13 protein-coding genes are annotated in these 16,119 nt (G+C 40.6%); 8 read left to right on the forward strand and 5 right to left on the reverse strand.

All coding sequences use genetic code 11. The annotated features are described in order from the left end of the window. Nucleotides 1-49: 49 nt before the first annotated feature. Genes porV through K339_RS33825 form a run of 3 tightly spaced genes read left to right on the forward strand, consistent with a single transcriptional unit; the run spans nt 50 to nt 6,677 of the window. Nucleotides 50-1,219, forward strand: coding sequence for a type IX secretion system outer membrane channel protein PorV (gene porV / locus K339_RS0115710; RefSeq protein WP_028524447.1), 1,170 nt, complete (start codon nt 50-52; stop codon nt 1,217-1,219). After that, entirely contained in the window at nt 1,212-1,670 is a 459-nt protein-coding gene (locus K339_RS0115715; RefSeq protein ID WP_028524448.1) for a DUF1896 family protein, read from the forward strand. The genes porV and K339_RS0115715 overlap by 8 nt, the downstream gene beginning before the upstream one ends. A gap of 9 nt (nt 1,671-1,679) precedes the next feature. Beyond that, nucleotides 1,680-6,677 (forward strand): helicase-like domain-containing protein, encoded by a 4,998-nt coding sequence (locus K339_RS33825; protein ID WP_037300441.1) that lies wholly within the window; start codon nt 1,680-1,682, stop codon nt 6,675-6,677. 5 nt (nt 6,678-6,682) lie between these two features. Here the strand turns inward: K339_RS33825 and K339_RS0115725 are convergent, their stop codons facing one another. From K339_RS0115725 to K339_RS0115740, 4 genes are read right to left on the reverse strand one after another with little or no spacing between them, the layout of a single operon-like run. After that, nucleotides 6,683-8,440 (reverse strand): hypothetical protein, encoded by a 1,758-nt coding sequence (locus K339_RS0115725; RefSeq protein WP_028524449.1) that lies wholly within the window; start codon nt 8,438-8,440, stop codon nt 6,683-6,685. Further along, nucleotides 8,437-8,607, reverse strand: a complete 171-nt coding sequence (locus tag K339_RS37565; protein WP_169731856.1) for a hypothetical protein — start codon at nt 8,605-8,607, stop codon at nt 8,437-8,439. Before K339_RS37565 ends, K339_RS0115725 begins: the two co-directional genes overlap by 4 nt. Before the next feature lie 34 nt (nt 8,608-8,641). After that, nucleotides 8,642-9,169, reverse strand: a complete 528-nt coding sequence (locus K339_RS0115735; protein WP_028524450.1) for a PIN domain-containing protein — start codon at nt 9,167-9,169, stop codon at nt 8,642-8,644. Then, on the reverse strand, nt 9,162-10,214 hold the full coding sequence (locus tag K339_RS0115740) for a helix-turn-helix domain-containing protein (RefSeq protein ID WP_037300444.1): 1,053 nt from the start codon (nt 10,212-10,214) through the stop codon (nt 9,162-9,164). The genes K339_RS0115735 and K339_RS0115740 overlap by 8 nt, the downstream gene beginning before the upstream one ends. 133 nt (nt 10,215-10,347) lie before the next feature. Here K339_RS0115740 and K339_RS33830 point away from each other — a divergent pair, with 133 nt between their 5' ends. The 5 genes from K339_RS33830 (at nt 10,348) to K339_RS0115765 (ending at nt 15,790) form a co-directional block, all read left to right on the forward strand. Then, a complete protein-coding gene (locus K339_RS33830) occupies nt 10,348-11,298 on the forward strand; it encodes an HsdM family class I SAM-dependent methyltransferase (protein WP_051398033.1) in 951 nt (316 codons plus the stop codon). 68 nt (nt 11,299-11,366) lie between these two features. Further along, complete coding sequence (locus K339_RS0115750; protein WP_037300447.1) at nt 11,367-12,524, forward strand: SAVED domain-containing protein; 1,158 nt, start codon at nt 11,367-11,369, stop codon at nt 12,522-12,524. A 2-nt stretch (nt 12,525-12,526) separates the two neighbouring features. Then, the gene (locus K339_RS0115755; RefSeq protein ID WP_028524453.1) at nt 12,527-13,735 is read left to right on the forward strand and encodes a nucleotidyltransferase domain-containing protein; all 1,209 of its coding nucleotides are present in this window, start codon (nt 12,527-12,529) and stop codon (nt 13,733-13,735) included. 16 nt (nt 13,736-13,751) lie between these two features. Then, complete coding sequence (locus K339_RS36685) at nt 13,752-14,225, forward strand: type II CBASS E2 protein (RefSeq protein WP_211243804.1); 474 nt, start codon at nt 13,752-13,754, stop codon at nt 14,223-14,225. Nucleotides 14,226-15,238: 1,013 nt separating this feature from the next. Continuing rightward, nucleotides 15,239-15,790, forward strand: coding sequence for a phage tail-like protein (locus K339_RS0115765; protein WP_028524454.1), 552 nt, complete (start codon nt 15,239-15,241; stop codon nt 15,788-15,790). A 42-nt stretch (nt 15,791-15,832) separates the two neighbouring features. Here K339_RS0115765 and K339_RS33840 read toward each other — a convergent pair. Further along, on the reverse strand, nt 15,833-16,119 hold a 287-nt coding region (locus K339_RS33840; RefSeq protein ID WP_157607607.1), incomplete at its 5' end, for a Tn3 family transposase.

The following is a 16,119-nucleotide window of genomic DNA, read 5'->3' on the forward strand; positions in this document are numbered from 1 at the left end:
GCGTAATAACCAGTTAGCGAGCTATAGTAAAACCACGAAAAATAACACAATGAATACTTGGAACATCAACAAATTCCTGTTTGGAGTCGGCATCACGTTACAGAGTATTTGCCAGGCTCAAATTAATACACAACGTATCCCAGTGTCAGCCCTTGAATATCTTTATATTGTCCCCGATGCACGTCACGGAAGCATGGGCGCTGGGGCAGCTTCTTCTCCATCTGCGTATAGTACGGCTACTAACGTAGCCGTGCCAGCATTTTGTCAAGATTTTCAGGCATTTAGTTTGAATTATACCCCTTGGAATATTGACTTAGTCAAAGATATGCGAATGCTACATTTTAATGCTTACGGGCGTACGGATGAAAATGGGCGTTGGAATATTTCTTTGAGTCATTTTAACTATGGTAAAGCTGAGTTGAGGGATGATTTTGGCAATTATCAGGGAGAAATTAGCTCTTACGATATGAATGTGCGACTTGCCCACGCGCGTAAGTTGACCCAAAATCTATCAGTTGGTGTTGGTTTACGTAGCTTTTATTCTAACCTATTCGGCAAAATGGTGTGGGAGGGATTTCAATTACGGCCTGTTTTTGGGGTGAATGCAGACCTAGGGGTTTATTGGCGCCAAGAGCGTAGTGAAGAGCGAGGCTGGTTTTTAGATTGGGGGATTAGTATTCACCATTTGGGGGGGCGAATCAGCTACGGAGATGATAAGCGGTTGAATTTTCAGCCTACTTTATTTCGGGCAGGAGTAGCTCTTTCACACCCTATTGATAAAGAGGAGGGCAGGGAAGTACAGTTTTATTTGGATGCACTCAAACAACTCGTACCAACGCCGCCCGTGTATGGACTTGACGGTAAGCTTGAGCGCGGAAATGACCCGACGAAGCAATCGGGAGTTGGGACAATTTTTACGAGTTGGGCAGATGCTCCTGATGGGGTTAAAGAGGAGGTTCAAGAAATTTGGTGGACCATGGGAGGGCATTACCAACATAATTCAACTTTGGCACTCCGCCTAAATTATTTTACCGATCACCGCAACAAAGGAAATCGCCACTTACTGACCTTAGGATTGGGTTTGATGAATCTTAACGGGAACAAAAGTGCATTGAAGCTAGACTTAGATGCTTCATACACTTTATCCGTAAAAGGGTATAACCCATTAAACCATTCATTTCAAATAGGCTTATTAGTGAAACGTCAACCAGATGAATAACACGGATATAGACTTTTTTGAACTCTATTTAACGGATTTTTTGCAATCGGATTTCCCTGAGTTGTTGCGAAAATTGAGTTTATCAGAAATAAAAACCCTCTTGACCGTGCGGGCGTCAAATGCAACTACGGCGTTTGAAAATGCCCGAAGAGAGGGCTTAACGGTAATGGCTGCCCAAGAAGTAGCTATTCACTCACTGGTGCAGGGTCTTGACTTTTCAATATATAACTTTCTGCACGATACGTTAGAAAAAGAGTTTAAACAGATTTTTGAAACCCTGACTCAACAGCAGCGTCTGGTTCCCGTTTTATTGTCTTTTTGTGCCCCTTTGAATGATTTTATTCTTCAGTACGAAATAGATGATACGCCTACTAAACAAATTAGGTACAGTTTGATTGTGAACGCAATAAGTCAAGCATTGGCTAAAGCGGTTGGAGACTTTGACAGCTAAAAAATAAAGATGGCGTTTAATCCTAAACAACACTTGGTAACCAATACCGAGGCGATAGCTCTTGCGTTACAATTGCAAAAAGAAGGAGCCCGTCCAACGTCGGAGCAAGCCGATTTAATTCGTCAATATGCAGGATTTGGTGGAATAAAAGCGATTTTACTGCCATTGGAAGATGATAATGCCTGGCAAACTAAATCAGATATTGAACTGCGCCCATACTTACAAACTCTACGGGAAACAATAGAAAATGGAGTAGGCGATCAACGAGTCGAAGAGTACTGGCAAAGCCTCAAAAATAGTGTTTTGACGAGTTTTTATACTCCTCCAGCAGTGATTGAAGCGCTGGGAGAAGCTATCCAACAAACGGGGTGTGAAGTGAATAACTTTTTAGACCCTTCGGCGGGGTTAGGACAATTTTCGGAAGGGTTTCAGCAAAAAGGTTTATCCCTCCCTAATTCCCTTTTGATTGAAAAAGACCTGCTGACGGCTACGCTGTTAGAAACGCTTCATGGCAAAAACCAAGTTAAACAGCAAGGCTTTGAAGACATCAGCAGTCGCTACCTCAACTCGTTCGATTTAGTTGCCTCCAACATTCCTTTTGGAGATGTAGCGGTATGGGATGTAACTTTTGCCAACAGTAAAGACAAAACCACACGTCAGGCTTGTCGAAGTTTGCACAGCTATTTTTTTGCCAAAGCAGTGGACGTGGTCAAAGAGGGTGGGGTAGTGGCCTTCTTGACGACTGATGCTTTGATGAATAGCCCAAGTAATGAGCCGATTAGGCAGTATTTGATGCGGAATACAAATCTGGTAAGTTCAGTTCGTTTACCACACAATTTGTTTACTGATTTTGCAGGTACAAGTGTTGGCAGTGATTTGATTATCCTCCAAAAAGATACCCAAAAAACAAACCTTAGCCCCCGTGAGCGGCTCTTTATCCAAAGTCCACGGGGAGCGTATCCGAACAACCGCTATTACGAAAACTTGGGGCGTATTGTCCATACCCAGCTTCAATTTGATACTGACCAGTATGGTAAACCCGCCCAGATTTTTATCCATAAAGGTGGAAGCGAAGCTATTGGTCAAGAATTGAAACGAATGCTAGACGAGGATTTGGGTCAATACCTCAAATTAATTATACCAACTGAAAAAGCGCGGGTTGTCACTAGTAAAGCCCCACCTACGCCTCAACTTGACCTTTTTGCGACGCTTCAACCAACGTTAGTGATTGAATCTCAGTTTTTTGAAGGCATAAAATACGCTCACTTAAAAGAAGGTTCGTTGGTAGAACAAAACGGGCTTGTGGGCAAGGTGTACGAGTTGGCTGAAGCAAACCCTTTTTTTCGTCCTTTGGAAATCTCGCAGACCCAACAGGCAAAAGCGAAAAGCCTCATTCAACTTCGAGATAACTACCATCTGCTTTATAACTTTGAACAGGAATTTCAAGCAGAAAATGCAAGTTTAAGGCAATTACTCAACGAATCGTATGACCAGTTCATCGCCAATTATGGTGAATTGAATCGCAAAGAAAACGTAGGAACCGTCCTGCTCGACCCACAAGGGAAAGAGCTGTTGGCTTTGGAGCGGGTCAAAGAAGGACAGTTTATTAAAGCTGATATTTTTGAACAACCTGTAGCATTTTCCCAAAAACAAAAAATAGAAACAGCCGAAGATGCCCTACTTGCGTCGTTGAATTGGTTGGGGAAAGTCAATCTTGAATACATGCAAGAAGTAAGTGGTTTAAGCGACGAAAAGTTGCTGAATCAGTTACAAGATCGCCTGCTTTTTGACCCGATTCAAGACGAATACAAAACCCGAGAGATGTTGCTCTCGGGCAATGTTTTTGAAAAATTGAGGACGATTGAAGAATACCTTGAACAAAATACGACGGAGCGGCGTCAGGTACAGATAGAAAAAACGTTGGAAGCGCTACGTGAAAGCCAGCCAGAAAAAGTACCATTTGAATTGTTAGAATTTAATTTTGGCGAACGTTGGATTCCGACGCCAGTATATCAAGATTATTTGAGTCATTTGTTCGACTTACCCATTCGGATTCAGTACACCCAATCTACGGATACTTTTACGGTGAGAGCCTTGCGAAGTACCCAAAGTAACGCAAAAATTACCACTGAGTTTGCCGTAAATGCCCAAACCCGCACCTACGATGGCCTAGATTTAGCTGAATATGCGTTGCTGAATACCAATCCTCACATTACCAAAAAGTTGTGGGAAAATGGTCAGGAAATGACGGTCAAAGACCAGGAAAAAACGCAATTGGCGGCCAGTAAAATTGAACAAATTCGTACTCAGTTTCCTGTTTGGCTAAACGAGCAGTCAAAAGACCTTAAAACAGAGATCGAACAACGTTATAATCAATTGTTCAACTGCTATGTCAAACCTCAGTACAATGGTCAGCATCAACAATTTCCGCACCTCAATTACAAAAACTTGGGGATAACGAGTTTATACCAAAGCCAAAAAGATGCCGTGTGGATGTTGCTTCAAAATGAGGGAGGCGTAGCTGACCACGAAGTAGGTTCGGGTAAAACCCTGATTATGTGCGTTGCTGCCTATGAAATGAAACGATTGGGAATTGTCAATAAACCCATGATTATTGGACTCAAAGCCAATGTTCACCAGATTGCGGAAACCTTTCAGTCGGCCTACCCAGAAGCGAAGCTGCTATATCCCCAAGCCAGTGATTTTAGTCCCGAAAACCGTGTCAAACTATTTAATGACATCAAAAATAACCATTGGGATTGTCTCATTCTGACCCACGACCAATTTGGGAAAATTCCTCAGTCGTACCAAATCCAGCAAAAGACGGTTCAAGCGGAATTGAACAACGTAGAATTGGATTTGGAAGTAATGCGTCGCCAGAACAACGAAGTATCCAAGGCTGCTTTGAAAGGACTCGAAAAGCGCAAAGCAAACCTGACGGTTGAGATGGCTCGTATTAACCACCAACTCAAAGAAAAAAGAGACGATGTTCCTGATTTTCAGCAAATGGGCATTGATCACCTGTTTATTGACGAAAGTCACCGCTTCAAAAACCTGATGTTTACCACCCGCCATAACCGAGTGGCGGGTTTGGGCAACCAAGAAGGCAGTCAAAAGGCCATTAATTTGCTGTATGCGATTAGAACGATGCAGCAACGAAAAGACAAAGACCTATGCGCCACTTTTTTATCAGGGACAACCATCAGTAATTCATTAACCGAATTGTACCTGATTTTCAAGTACCTCCGCCCCAAAGAACTCCAAAAGCAGAATATCGTCAACTTTGACGCTTGGGCCGCAGTGTATGCCAAGAAAACCACAGATTTTGAGTTTTCGGTAACCAATAACCTGATTCAGAAAGAACGCTTTCGATATTTTATCAAAGTACCTGAGTTGGCCATGTTTTACAATCAGATTACCGATTTCAGAACGGCCGACATGATTGGGATAGAACGACCTACGTTAAATCAAAAACTGGTTCATGTGTCGCCCACGCCTCAGCAAGAAGATTTTATTGAGAAATTAATGAAATTTGCCGAAACGGGCGATGCGGCTTTGCTCGGTCGTCCCAAACTAAGCGAAGGAGAAGAGGCGGCTAAGATGCTAATTGCAACTAATTATGCCAAGAAAATGGCCTTGGACATGCGTTTACTCAACCCAAATTATGACGACCATCCCAACAATAAAGTAAGTCAATGTGCCAAAAAACTGGCCGAACACTATCAGCAAACCCAGCTCCACAAAGGGACACAGTTGGTTTTCTCGGATTTGGGAACATACAAACCTCAGCAATGGAATGTTTACAGTGAATTGAAACGAAAACTGGTAGAAGAGTACCTGATTCCGCCTAGTGAAATCAGGTTTATCCAAGAATGTAAAAATGAAGCGCAAAGAACCAAGCTCTTTGCCGATACGAATGCGGGGAAGGTAAGAATTCTGTTAGGTTCGACCGAAATGCTGGGAACGGGGGTAAATGTACAGCAACGAATTGTGGCCTTACACCACTTGGATATTCCTTGGAAACCCTCCGAATTAGACCAACGTATAGGGAGAGGAGTTCGTAAAGGAAATGAGATTGCAAAATTATACGGTAATCAGGTTCACAACTATGTGTATGCCGTCGAAAAGACCTTGGACAACTACAAATTCAACCTATTGCAGAACAAATCGTTGTTCATCAGTCAAATCAAAAACTCTAACCTAGCCACCCGACGAATTGATGAAGGTAGTTTGGACGAGAAAAATGGCATGAATTTTAGCGAATACATCGCTATTTTGTCGGGGAACACCGATTTATTGGAAAAAGCAAAGATTGAGAAACGACTAGGGAGATTAGAATCCGATTTGTTGATTTACAACAAGGATGTTGTACAAGCCAAGCAGCGTTTAGAAGGAAAACAACAGCAGGTGGGCAAAGGAGAAATACAATTACAAAAAGTGGAAGCTGACCAAGCGCATCTTAAAAGAAGAAACGTTTACGACGAAAATGGAAAGTTGCAAGGACAGCTCGTTATCCCCGATTTGGATAGTAAAGACCCCAAAGAAATCGGTAAAAAACTCATCATTATTGACAAAAATAATCGCAACTCCGAACCGAAAGTAGTAGGAACGTTGCACGGCTTTACGTTGGAAGTAACGACGGTTACCCATTTTCTAGAAGGCTACGCCCAGCGAGAAAATCATTTTTCGGTGGTATCACCCAACGGCATTAAGTACCAGCACAACGGCGGTCAAATGCCCCGAACACCCGAAATTGCAGCTCAGTTTGTACACAACGCCCTCGAAAAAATCCCCAAAATTGCCGAAGACCAGAAAAAGCGGATAGCAGATTTCAAAAAGGACATTGAGCAACTGAAAGAATTCGTTTCAAAACCTTGGCCACACAAGCAAGAACTAGCACAACTTCGGCAGGACTTGCAAATCATAGAGCGTAAAATTCAGGATTCGCTGATGAAGAAGGTTTCGGAGAAAAAAGAAGAGAAAAGGGTGGGGGTGAAGGTGAGGTAAAACAATCAACTTTTGGGAAATACGAGACTCTTAGTAGCCGAATGAATAAAACTGATATTGGGCATAGGTGTTAGATCTTGGCGTCTAGCATAGTCTAGAGCAAAAGTCGAAAATGGCAAATAGTCTTCTTGTTTAATATGATTTGTATTTTCTTTGGGGGCTGACAGGTGGAGCTTGCTGTATTTTTCCAAAAGCTCATGGAGAATTATTTTTTTTTGCCTCATTAGCTCTTGAAGCAGTATCAATGCATCAATTGTAATGATTATCAATGGGTTCACTTTTTTTATGTTGAAGCCTTGATTTTTCAATTCTTCGAGTTCTTTTTGAAACCACTCATTAACGAGAGAATTTAATCCAGCAGCATTAAAGGATTCGTCATGCAGTAACAGAATGGGGTAAAATTCAACCTTATTAGGTTTACTTAATGAATCAAAAAGTTGTTTGTTTTGTAACGACTTCTTGATGTTTTCAGTAATTTGCTTAACTGCTTTGAGTGTGATTTTTCCTTTATCATCTGTTTTAAAATATAGTTTTTCTTTCAAATCTGATTCGATTGCTTCAAATGAATAGGAGATTTTATTTTCGGCTCTTAGAAAAGTGTCTTTGGTCTCAAAAATATAAACCCTGTTCCAATCTCGTACATAGTAATCGGGTTCACCAGTAACTGTGGAATACTCTTTTCTAATCTTATTGCCCGATAATTGTATAGATTTTGGATTGAAAATCCCGTATAAGACCTTTTCTATCAGGTAATTTTCAGTAAAATTTTGTCCGTAAAACGAGCGAAATTCTTTTATTTTCTGATGTTTAGGTAATTGATTATTTATTTGGTTTAGTTTGAAATACCAACTTTTATATAGCTTTTCCAGAACAAAGAGAGTGCAAATAATGCAATAAGTACCCTCTTTTTCTTTGTATATCGGCGTAGCTCTTAAATTTTTAAAGTCTTCTTGATTTTCAGTAGTATCTACCGCTAAACTATCTAAGAAAGTGGAGTTTACCTTAAAAAACTCATCTTGGGTTACACTAAATCCAAATCTCCCCTCTCGCCTTTCCATGCAAAGAATAGCCAATTGGATTAAATGTTTAAATATATCCTCTTGTTTATCAACCTCATAATGTTGAAATAATGCAGAAAGTATTGGTTGACACTGGGGGACAATTTTCAAAAAGGAAAAAAGCCAATTGGCTTTTAGTAATTGACAAACGAATACATCGGTTTCATTATGATTTATCAAGTCTATATCAGGAAGAGATAGAATTAACAGTATTTTCCTAATTTTATCATGAAGAGGGAAGCCCTCAAGTTTTTTAATTTCTGCCGTCTGGATCCTATCCAAGTCTTCATTAATAAGCAAGTAGGCTTTTAGTAGATTAATTTCAAAAAGTTTAGTGTCAAAATCAGCCTGGTCTTCTATTTCTAAACCATGTTGAAAGGCATACTCAAAGAGTATTAAACTTGTTTGATGGTTTATAATCCGTACATTCCATTCAGGGAATTGGGATTCCATTTTTTTGATTGCAGAAACAACTACTTGAAAAATTTCCAGATTATCTTTTTGAAAATACATCAACAAGAAATCCATATAATTATCTATATACTTCGATTGTCGATTAAAGTATCCAAGAAAATGAGAGGCTGCTTTAAGCAAAACACTTTTTGGGATATTTTGTAAATAATGAGCAAGTGTTTTAGGCTGCTCACTAAAAACATCACTAAATTGAAGAAGCTTTTCTAGGTGAATTTGTTTCCCGAATCTCATTTTTCCTTGCGCACTCCTTTAAATGGAGTACCATCTTGTTTTACATCCATAAATTTCCCCGTTTCTGTATCTCGTTTTACCCATTGGTCTGTTTTAGGATTATGGGTTTGTGAGCGCTCACGAACTGCGCCGTGCCGCCCATTTCCTGGTTTTCCGTTAGTCGCCATTTTGTTTTATTTTTTGTTGTTTGGTACATTGCTTTTACTTCGTTATTCCCTCCCATTTTGCCAATAATTGTACACATTCTGCGGTTGGCAGCCGCATATTTACGCTCATCAAGTAAATCAAATGAGTAGCAGCTTGGGTGGAGCTTAATAATTCAAGGTTTACCCATTCTTCCAGCAGCCATAACATACCATGCACACTAAGATTCATTTTCTGAGCGGCTTTCCGTAAAGGATTGTCGCTCGTCAAAAGCGTACCGTTAATTTCACGAGCATAGACCAGAACTGATACATCCGTTTCGGAGAGTTTTCGGTGCTGAGTTGCAACCTGTTGTAAATGAGTTATTTCTCCTGAGTCGAATCCTCGAACTTTCAATAAATCGTCGTCAATATACTTATTCACTTGCTCTTTTTGAATGTCAATCAATTCGTCTATTACAAACGTTGTTGTGTGAATAGAATAAGGTAATTCAAAAAGCAGTTGCAATGTATTAATCTCAATTAAATCAATGAATACATTCGCATCAGTAATGGCAATATGGGTTGTTGTGGCTGTACTATCCATGCGTTAAGCCTGTTAATTCCTGTCGAAACTCTGCCAATTTCTGATTATTCAAAGCTGCTGCTTTCGACATAGATATTATTTCTTCGGCTGCTGCTCGGTAAAGTAATTGCTTGAAACGCAGTGCTTTTTCTTGCCCAGTGTATCGCCCAGGTTCATTTTTTCGATAGCCTAATTTACTAAACAGAATGCTGAAATCTTGATAACCGCTGTCGCTGATGATACCCAACGCTTTAGCTCGTGCCATAATGGCCTGAATAGAAACGCCATACTGTTCTTTCATCTGTACTAATTCGGCTAAAGAAATATAGCGACGCCGTATGGTCATTTCTTCAATGAAAGTCTCTTTCGGTAACAAAAATGCTCCTGCAAAAGCGTGACAGAGTTTTTCAACTTGTTTTTCGGGGAGGTCTGGGTTAAATCTCAACACGCAGTGGGCCAGTTCGTGTAAGGTAGTAAATCGTTGCCTTACCACATCAAAGACTGTATTGACTACAATTACAAGGCTATCATTACCCATGGCAGATAATCCATCAAAACTTTCGTTGGCCGAGATCTGAAATACTTTAATACCTCGGTCTTCAAGGGTTTCAATTACATTTCCAATAGAATCCCGCCCCAGTTTCCAAGCATCTCGTAACCGTTCAGCAGCAGGATCAATGTCTTCAAACGAGTTAATAACTGTGCCTTCGATTGGATTCTCAAACGTGATTTGAGCATCCAACAAAGATTCTAATTCATGGTATCTTTCCAGAAAATCAATGGTTTGTTCTCGTACTTTTTCTTCTTCGGTCTTGGTAAGCTTTACTCGCTTTCTGAATTCTACATTTTGAAGGGTAATCCGTTCAGAGCGAAAAAAATAATTAACTCGAACGCCCAGTACTTGGGCGATTCTTATTAACCGTTCGCTATCGGGTTTGGCTTTTCCTTGTTCGTACTGGTGAAGAGCTTGTTTAGAAACATCTCCTAAACCATCTGCCAATTCTTGTAGCGATATTCCGGCCATTTTTCGAGCCGAAATAAACCTATCGGCAAAAGTAGATTCCATGATTAGTCAATTTTTATATTGACAAAGTAAGAGAAAAAATATATATTTGTCAATATGAATTATTGTTTTTACTTTTGTTATAGTAAAAAGATAAAGAACTTCTTCATTCGATAACTACCTTACATCTTTGTTTGTGAAGTACCTCTCCGACCGCTGGAAAGATCGCTACGACTACCACCTCAACCGCTACGCTGGCAACACCGAGCGTACAGAAAGAGCTATGCGAAACGAGCGTTTCCAGTTGCAAGATTCAAACTGTACTAAGCTGGAAGTGGTATTTCGAAATATTGGTTTCAACTCAGAGTCGAATTTAGGGCAGACCAAAAACTGTGACAAACGACAGAAAAGCTTCCTTGAAGATTTCAAAATTGTGGATCTTACGCCCTCGCATTTGGAGTTTACCTATGTGATTGGCGATGTTTATGAGTTTTTGATTGAGCGGTTTACCTCCGATGCAGGCAAAAAAGCAGGGGAGTTTTATACCTCCTCACCAATCGCTATGCTTTTGGCAGCCTTAAAGAATCCCCAGCCTAGCAATCGTATTTTTGACCCTACTTGCGGTTCAGGCTTTTTATGGATTAAAGTCGCTCAAAAGATTGGCTCTAATAATTTCGTCATGTACTGCCAAGAGGTAAATAGATCTATCTATGCGCTTGTCCGTAGAAACATATTTCTGCACGGCATGAATGATGTTGACATTCGCTGGGGTGACACCCTCAATAATCCCCTGCTGCAGGAAGGTTACCTCCCCATGAAGTACGACATTGTAGAAGCCAATCCGTCCCTTTCGCTTGATAAATGGGATGCCGAAGATGCCCCCCACGACGGCTACCATTGTTTTTGGCGGAGAATTCCTCCAAAATCAAAAGGCGATTTTGCGTTTATTAGCCACATGATTGAAGCGGCCAACGAAAGCCGTGGCAACGTAGATGTGGTGGTGCCGAACGGCGTTCTGTTCAAAGGGGCAGCCAAAGGAAAAATTCGCCAGCAACTGATTGAAGACAACTTGCTTGAAGCTGTCATTGGTCTTGCATGCCAATCTATTTTTTTGGACGGGTATGCCTATAGCCATCATGATGTTTAACAAAAGCAAACAAATCTCAGATATGCTTTTTTGCAAGAATTGGGAATCTAAGTAATTACACAAGAGCCATGAAAAACGAAGTAGAAAAAAAGAAAAAAAGTAGGAAAGAAATTCCAGAAAAAGTAGTAAATCTTCTTTGGTCAAGAGCCGCAGGTAGGTGTCAATATGAAGGCTGTAATGAGATTCTTTCGAGAGATATTCTCACAAAAAGAAACTATAATGTTGCCTATATCGCTCACATTATCGCAGCAGAACCAGACGGACCAAGGGGAGATATAATCTTATCACCTAAACACTGTCAGGACTTTGAAAACTTGATGTTAATGTGTGACAAACATCATCGTTTGATTGATAGAATTGAAGTTATAAGTCATTCCGTCGAAAGACTTGTAGCAATGAAACGGCGACATGAGGCATTGATAGAGCGCTTGACTGATTTCAAGGATAAAACTGAGTCTGAAATTTTACTTTTTGGGGCAAATATCGGTAATCAGAAGGTTTTATTAACATATAGTGATGCCTTTGATACGATTTCAGAGAAGTATTATCCGTCAAGTAATTACGGAATAGAATTAGGGTTGTTAAATAGCGGTGTAATTGATCATCGAGAAGAGTTCTGGTTAATGGAAGAAGCTAACCTAAGAGCAAATTTTGGTGATAAAATAAAGCAAAAACAGGAAAAAGGTATAATCAAACACCTATCAGTCTTTGGGTTAGCTCCTCAGCCCTTACTGATTCTTTTGGGTAGCCTATTGGGGGATTTACACCCAACGGAGGTTTATCAGCTTCATCGAGAGCCGAAAACATGGAAGTGGTTGAATGAAACGGACGAGGTAACTTTTGAGGTAATTAAACCTCAAAATAGTTACTCGACCATTGCTTTGGTATTTGCGTTGAGCGCTACGATTACGGAAGACCGTATCGTGACCGTATTAGGTGAGGAATGTTCGATTTGGACATTTACAGTGAACAAACCCAACAATGACTTTCTGAGAAACAGAGAGCAATTGACACGGTTTAGAACGGAATTGCGATTACTCTTGAATGAAATAAAAGCCCATCATGGCCAAAATAACCTCATTCATGTATTCCCTGCAATGCCTAATGCGATGGCAATTGAATTGGGAAGAGTAAGAATGCCGAAGGCAGACTTGCCGATGCTCGTTTATGACCAAAATTTTCAAAACCCAGCTGGTGGGTTTTACCCAACAATCAAAATTAATTAAAAATGACCCCAGAAATAGACAGAGAGTACAGTAAAATTCTTGATAAAATTGCTGAAAAATTAGACCTTACAGATACCCAGTATGAAATTGCCACACGGAGTTATCAAGCCGTTGCAAACTGGTTAGATGCTCCCGACTCATCATTAAGACCATACCGTCCTCATATCAGCCCACAAGGGTCTTTTAGGTACGGAACAGTGATTAGACCGCTTTTGGAGGATGAAGAATACGACGTTGATTTGACTTGTAAACTGCACATTTGTGAAAGCCACATTACTCAATGGGGGCTGAAAAAAGTAGTAGGTGACCGCCTGAAACAACATGATACTTACAAGAGTATGCTTGCCCCTGAAAAACGGAGATGTTGGAGATTGCAATACAACGACCAGTTTCGTTTTCATTTAGACATCGTACCCTCTATTCCAGATATTCCTGAGTATATTCAACAACTTACACTATTGGCCGTACCTCGTTCGCTGGCTGTTCATGCCCTTTGTATTACTGACAATGAAACTTGGCATACCGACATTGATTTTCCCAAGAGTAATCCCGAAGGCTATGCGCTTTGGTTTGTACAGACTATGAAAGGAGAGTTTGATCGTCGACGTATGCTTTTGGCTAAACAACTAAGAATGAGCGTGGACGACGTACCCGAGTACCGAGTGAAAACCCCTTTGCAGCGGGTAGTGCAACTTTTGAAACGCCACCGAGATCTGCGGTATGGAGATAACCCTAATGCACCCATTTCGATAATTATTACGACCCTTGCTGCTAAGGCTTACCAAAATGAAACCGATATTTTTGTGACTCTGCGCAATGTACTGAGTCGAATGTCCAGTTTTATTGAGATAGATTCAAAAGGTAACAAAGTGGTGAAAAACCCCGTAAATCCGCTCGAAAACTTTGCTGATAAATGGGCAGAGAACCCCGAAAAAGAACGACTGTTTTATGAGTGGCTCGGCCGAGCAAAGCGAGACTTTGACCAGCTCGCTCAAAAAAGAGGACTCCCCGAACTATCAGTACCTTTGAAAGAGTATTTTGGTGAGGGTGTAGTAAATAAAGCCCTCAACGAGATAGCTGAACAAACATTGAAAGAACGAGAGGCTAATCGTCTCTTTATGGCCGCAGGAACAGGCACTTTGAGTTCCCAAACTTCCCCTAAAAATGTACCTGTAACCCAGCACAATCCGTATGGGAGCCATAAAGATTAAAAAACCGACCCCCATTATGCAGGGAGCAAGGTTGAAAACCTTGTTCCCGCTTTCTGAATTTACGGTGTTGAAACACGGTTTGGGTATCAAGTGGAAAGGCTGTTTACGGCCTAATCCCATAAGCCAACTCTATCAAGTAAGCGTTACCTACTTCCAAGGCAAGCCTCCAATTACCAAAGTTCACACGCCGCTAATCATTCCCGATGGAAAAAAGCTTCCTCATGTATATTCGCAGACTAAGCAGGAACTTTGCCTCTATTATCCCAAGAATAATGAATGGTACAGCGGTTTATGGATTGTAGAAACCATTGTTCCTTGGGCTTCTGAGTGGCTATATCATTACGAAAATTGGGTAGTCACTGGCGATTGGAAGGGCGGAGGGATTGAGCATGAACAACCCAGAGAAGAAGACGTGGCTATCGCTATTGCAAAAGAAAAGTTTAGTAATCGGTTGTTTAAACTATTGAAAAACCGCTACCCTAGAACATAGAAACTGCTGTACCCGAAGATAATCGCTATGTAAAACAAAAAAGCTGAATTTTGAAGCGACCAAGCATCAAATCAGCCGCACGGGCTTTTAGGTTTGCAAAGTTTGTTAATTAGATTTATGTACGAAAAACGACATAGAGTTCTGTATTTTTGCTGATTGGTAAATGGTTAAAAATCAGGCAAATGGGAAAGGCTACAAGCTACCTTTATCGTCAGCAAATAATAGCATTACGCAAAGAAAGGTATGATTATGAGTCGATAAGTTTTTAGGAGTACTGATTGTTATAAATGCTTCAGTAGTAAGAATAACTTCAGTAGCAGTTGCACCACCAACTCTAGGTACTGAAGTCACTAAATCAAATAACTGTCGTAAATGCTCATCTGCTTGAATAGGTTCTTGAATTTACCTGTCAGCGTTTTTGAAATCTGCATTAATGGCCTCTAATGATGCTTGTTACAGTTTTTAGTGAGTTGCCGTTGAAAAAATGGGGTCAATAAATAGGTAAGCTGCTCTGGTTTTTTTAATGGCAAGCTACTAAATCTTGGAATATTACATTACCAGCTCACAAACCTAAAGATTCATGCAGCCGCTTAAAGGTGGAATTATTGGAGGGTGAGCATTTTTGAGTGTCCATGATGTACAAACAGAAATCTTCGACTATATGGAAATATACTAGAATAGGGTAAAAAAGCATTCGCCGTTGGGATACTAAAGCCTGGAAGAATTTGAAAATGAGTGTTATAAAAATTTGACAAACTCACTATGTCGTTAAATTAAACCACCTCAACTTCCCGTTCTAACTTGGAGACATGACTACCCTCTTTCATGCTTTTGATAAAGTAATCTTGAACTATACAAGTTGCGGTTAAAAGCTCAACAATACATAAAAATCAAAAAAAAATTGAAGTCTAGGTTACAAATAAATGAACATCGGGTATAATCCTTCAAAAGGGTAGGAGTTACCCGCTTGGATGTTAATCAATGTCTTATTTATTTAATTTATTTGTTATCCTATGAAAAAATACGCTGCATTTGTTGTTTTCTGTTTCGCTCTTGCTCCTCTCCATGCTCAGGTTTCTGTAGTAGGAGCGACTATTTTAAGTGCCAACACCTCTTACAATGTAGGAACCTCCTCAAACTCCCAAGTTTTTAACAGTGATGCGGGGAGTACTATTTACATTGATGTTCCTTGGTCACTGTCTTCGCCTGTGCCATTTACTCAGCATAGAATCTACCGAGTCAATAGCACTTGGAAACTTGATAAGGTTTTTATTGGGGCAAATGGTCCAACTATTACACCTCTTTATGCAAAAGCAGGTACAGACCCGACACCACCCTGCGATTGGGGAAATGGGCTTCTTCTAACGGGGACGTGTATAGGCCAGTCGTCACAACCAACACAAGCCACAACCATTACGTCCAATTATATGGTCATTCCACAGCTCTCCTCAAGTGCTATTTCTTCTTTGAGCTCCCCCCCAAAAGGAGCCTTGATTTTTGATACAACCAATAACTGTCTACGGTTGTATAACGGAACAGAGTGGAAATGTCTAGTGGCTCAATAGAGTCATAGAGTTGGGTAGTTTTGCCGTTTCGTACAAAAACCGTCACTTGGGCGTTTGCTCGCTAAAGGGGCGTATAAGTTGGAAATCCATCAACGCTTTCCAGTCAAAGACTGCGGGTGATATAGTTCCATCAGAGAAATCGTACTCGCCAGCCAGATTGATGTGATGCCAGGTATGCGTTGATGATTTCAGGATCGTTTTTAAGAGTTCATTTCGCTCGATTGGATTGCACTGACGCAGTTTTTCCGATAGATACAACAGATTATAGAAGTTGATCGCGTTCATAATCAACATGCGGCAACCGTTAGCAATGTTCCGCTCTTGTTGAG

Source organism: Runella limosa DSM 17973, from assembly GCF_000482465.1.
Taxonomy (GTDB): domain Bacteria; phylum Bacteroidota; class Bacteroidia; order Cytophagales; family Spirosomataceae; genus Runella; species Runella limosa.